The organism is Mesorhizobium prunaredense, assembly GCF_900156895.1.
Lineage (GTDB): Bacteria > Pseudomonadota > Alphaproteobacteria > Rhizobiales > Rhizobiaceae > Mesorhizobium > Mesorhizobium prunaredense.
The window spans coordinates 1-3,687 of record NZ_FTPD01000030.1; the positions used below are offsets into that span (position 1 = coordinate 1).

General features: G+C 57.7%; 4 protein-coding genes and 1 pseudogene. 2 read left to right on the forward strand and 3 right to left on the reverse strand.

Features of this window, described 5'->3' with window-relative positions:
- Positions 1-714 precede the first annotated feature (714 nt).
- The 3 genes and pseudogenes from BQ8794_RS21450 to BQ8794_RS21460 all read right to left on the reverse strand — a co-directional run bounded on the left by BQ8794_RS21450 (position 715) and on the right by BQ8794_RS21460 (position 2,291).
- Positions 715-1,194, reverse strand: coding sequence for a toll/interleukin-1 receptor domain-containing protein (locus tag BQ8794_RS21450; protein WP_425293563.1), 480 nt, complete (start codon positions 1,192-1,194; stop codon positions 715-717).
- A 492-nt stretch (positions 1,195-1,686) separates the two neighbouring features.
- Positions 1,687-1,926: pseudogene (locus BQ8794_RS21455) on the reverse strand (ABC transporter substrate-binding protein); the annotation flags it as partial.
- Positions 1,927-1,955: 29 nt separating this feature from the next.
- Positions 1,956-2,291 carry a twin-arginine translocation signal domain-containing protein gene (locus BQ8794_RS21460; protein ID WP_077380688.1) on the reverse strand — a complete coding sequence of 112 codons (336 nt, stop codon included), beginning with the start codon at positions 2,289-2,291 and terminating at the stop codon, positions 1,956-1,958.
- A 527-nt stretch (positions 2,292-2,818) separates the two neighbouring features.
- Here BQ8794_RS21460 and BQ8794_RS21465 point away from each other — a divergent pair.
- Both BQ8794_RS21465 and BQ8794_RS21470 read left to right on the forward strand, forming a co-directional pair.
- Positions 2,819-3,268: a hypothetical protein gene (locus BQ8794_RS21465; protein ID WP_077380689.1), complete on the forward strand. Its 450-nt coding sequence runs from the start codon at positions 2,819-2,821 to the stop codon at positions 3,266-3,268.
- 197 nt (positions 3,269-3,465) lie between these two features.
- A partial coding sequence (locus tag BQ8794_RS21470; RefSeq protein ID WP_143744645.1) for a co-chaperone GroES occupies positions 3,466-3,687 on the forward strand: 222 nt, incomplete at its 3' end.

Consider the following 3,687-nt stretch of genomic DNA (forward strand, 5'->3'; position numbering starts at 1 on the left):
TCCCACTCAATCATCAATTAGAACATCATCTCATTGATTTTCTTGATGAAATCACATCATCTGATTTCGCATACCGTCAATAATACCGTCAGATTCCTACGCTGTTGAAAAGACTGAAACAATGTGGTCGACGCCGCGGTATGCACACTTTTGACTGCATTATTTACGAGCTGCCATTCGGCGAGGCAAAGCTGGAGTTCTCCGACCATAAGGCAAGGACGGGCTTTGCTCATGCTCGACAGCCCTAGGTCGAGTAGACGAGCGGCTGTATGAAAGATCACAAGTGGTCACTCAATTCACCCCACACATAACGACCCCCAGCTGGCGGTCACAACAATCCCGCTCGACACCCCATGCGCATGCTGGACCACATTGCTCGACGCGTCGATCTAAATTCATAGATGGCTTACGAGTTTCCCTGCCGCCGGCTCTGTCGGCCATGCGACGGGTGGTAGAGAGCCGACGGGCGGTAGAAAGCATAGCCAGTTGTCCTGCGACGGCGTTGTTGGGGGCAAGACATGCGCCCTTCCCCAATGCTGCGGCGAATTCGCGCCTCCTCACCTTTTGACGAACCTGCTGAACGCCGGAGATATCGGCAATCGCCGCTCGCTGCCGACAGGTTTTAGATGCACGGGTGCGGCTGCCTGGTGAGTGCCGGCGCGTCAGTGCCTGAACCGCTTGTGTAACGTAGGGCCAGCCGCTCCGGCAATAAAGCTAGAGTGCGACCAGCTCGGCGAGCTTGGCCGCCACGTCTGCCATCGGCTCTTCTGCGGTGCTCAGGCCGCTTCGCGAGCCCAGCAGGGGGCTGATGTTGCGGAGAGCTTCGTACGTCGTGTTGTGGACGATAGGAACGAGCTGTTCACGCGCTAGGAGTGCCGAAAGCTCCTTGTCGGCGATGCCCTCTGCTGGGAGGCGGCGCAGCAGCGCGGGAGTAACCAGCACGATCCCGACTCGCGACTTCGCCAGTCCCTTGTCGATTTCGCGAAGCAACGGCGTGCCGAGGGCAACGTCCTTTTCGCTGAACCAGACCGAGACACCGAGTGATTCGAGCAGATCGTGTAGCTCCTTGGCAGCCCCCTGCCGGTCGTCCCACGCGTGACATAGGAAGACATCACGAAGGTCAGGTAGTTCCGCTCGGCTCTCGACAGTGTGGCGGATAGGCGTGAGTGCCCGCACTTCTGTAGGCGTGTACAACACGGACGAGCCAGCTTTCGACCAACTTGCTTTTATGCGGCCGGACCCGCCGCCGCTGCTCCGGCCGCCCCCACTGCCCCCCGACGAGGAATAGTAGGACAGGGCCGGGGACGAGTACGACCCGCTGCTATATCCACCGTTGCGCCCGTAGCGATGACGGCACGCAGGGCAGTTCGCCGCAGCGCTCGCTGAGCGGTGGCCCTCTCTTGGCGCTGTGCATCTAGCCATGTGAACGTCCCCCAATGTCTTTCTCCCGCTTGGGAGCTAAACTCGTCAAGTGCTATATCGCTTGGTCGGCGTTATTGAGAGTCTACTGTTGCAAAACTCACGATTTTTGCATCGGGCGAAAAAGTACACCAACTAGTACTCTGACAAGATGGAAAAATCTGATGCAGGTGGATTTCACTGAAGACGGGGGAGTTCGCGCCGATCAACGGACGTCCGCTTTGGAGCAACGGAATTGTCGCCCGGAACGGCCGAATTGGGAGCGCGTCGCGCCTCAATGAGAAGTTTTTCGAACTTTTCGATGAAGAAGTGCGTGTCGTTCCAGGGCATCGTGGATAGATAGGTAGTCGAGTACGTCTGATCCTGAGTCGGGCGACCGGCATTGACCGGGAAGTCGTTGCCGAGCGTACCGTACCCACGCAGGATCTTGTTGAGTATCTCCTCGCGGTCGATGGCAAGCTTTAGCGCCATCCTCAGATCGTTGTTGTCAAATGGCGCGGTGTCGCAGAATGACCTTCAGGTGGGTAAGCGCCTGATCATATCCACGACCTTGATATAACCGTCGAGGACGTCGCCGGATCGAGACTGTCGGCTGCCCCAGCACCACTAAGGCCGATGACACCGCCGCGGACCGGCCCCTCAGCCCCTGATTTCTGAGTGACCTGCGCCATGTGGCCCAGCGGGGTCAGTACAGGTTTCTCGTAAACGCGCTTAACTGGAACAGTACGCATAGATGCCCGCGCAGCGCTGGCGAGGATCGAATTGGCGAACGTCGCTGAAACGCCGAGCGCCGTCGCATGTCGGAGAAACTCACGTCGGCTCAGCCGACCCGCAGCTAAACGGCGGCTGAGATAGTCGAGTTCCTGCGACATTGAGATGCTCCTCACTCGGATGGGTGTTCCCTGTGACCTCTATCGAAGCCCTATTTTGACAATATCAACTCATTGGAGCGCTTTACGGTCAAGATCCTGCTATTAACGCAGGAAATCGGCGTTCTTTCCCTTCCTCGTGCAGAGTTCGTTTCATCTCGGTTTATGGTCAAATCGGCGTGGGGCCCACGAGGGTGGCAAACCGGCGTGAGGGCCCTGAGGGTGCGAGCCGCAGATTATCGCGGCGAACCTGTCAGTTCCCTCCGGAGATGCCGCAGAGCAATGGAAAGGGCCGAACGAAGCTCTTAAATCTTGGCCAACGTCTCAGTACTCGATTGGTCTTGTGAACTCCGAGGCCACAACCGTAACGCAAACTGTGACGCCGATGGAAAATCTCGGTCTTCCGATCGCAATGACGTCAAGGCCCGCGTGACCACCTACAACATCGCAGCACACGCCAGTACCCGGCATGATCGTCATGGCTTTCCGGTGCCGTTGCGGCTCAACGCGCTGCGTTCACGGCGGAATTCGTGCAGGGAGAGATTCTCGCGGAAGGCGCACTGGACGGGTTCAACGAGGAGGCGCGCCATCTTGTCTATCTAATCGCCGGCACGGGACTCAGGCTCTCTGAAGCGGCAAACCTCACCACGGAAACAATCCACCTCGATCACGAAATCCCAAACATCGTCCTTAAAACGAGCATTCCGCTCGACCTGCTGATCGGAACCTACCGAACAAGCAAATTGCGAGTGCCTTGCTTTAGGATTGCCAGGCGCTTCGGCAGGCATTTGCAGACCATCGATTGCGATAAGCGCTCCTTTTGGCGATGCCACTTAGGTTATGATGAATTGCAAAAAGCTCAAGACTGTTTGGCTGGCCATCGATTCCGGCCGACTGCTCGGCCACTAATTTCACATAATTTCACATTCCAAACAGAGACGAAAGTTGGCCCAGAGCTTACGGCCGAAACGCTCGCTTAGGCAGTTGGATGCACCGTAACGGGGGCGAGGCTTCCGCGCCGATTCTAAATCCTTTGCTCTTCGGCCGCCCCTCGTCCGTCTTGACTAGTACGAACCTACGGCCTATCTCACCGCCACGTTAGCACTCCCCAGTGGCGAGTGCTAACCAAGCTCCGGCAACGGAGAACCTTTCAACCTCCGCACCAGGGATATCCAAAATGGCAAAGTCGAATTTCCGGCCGCTGCATGACCGCGTGGTCGTTCGTCGGGTCGAATCCGAATCCAAGACCTCCGGCGGCATCATCATCCCCGATACGGCGAAGGAAAAGCCGCAGGAAGGCGACATCATCGCCGTTGGTTCCGGCGCCCGCGACGAAGCCGGCAAGCTCGTCCCGCTGGACGTCAAGGCCGGCGATCGCATCCTGTTCGGCAAGTGGTCG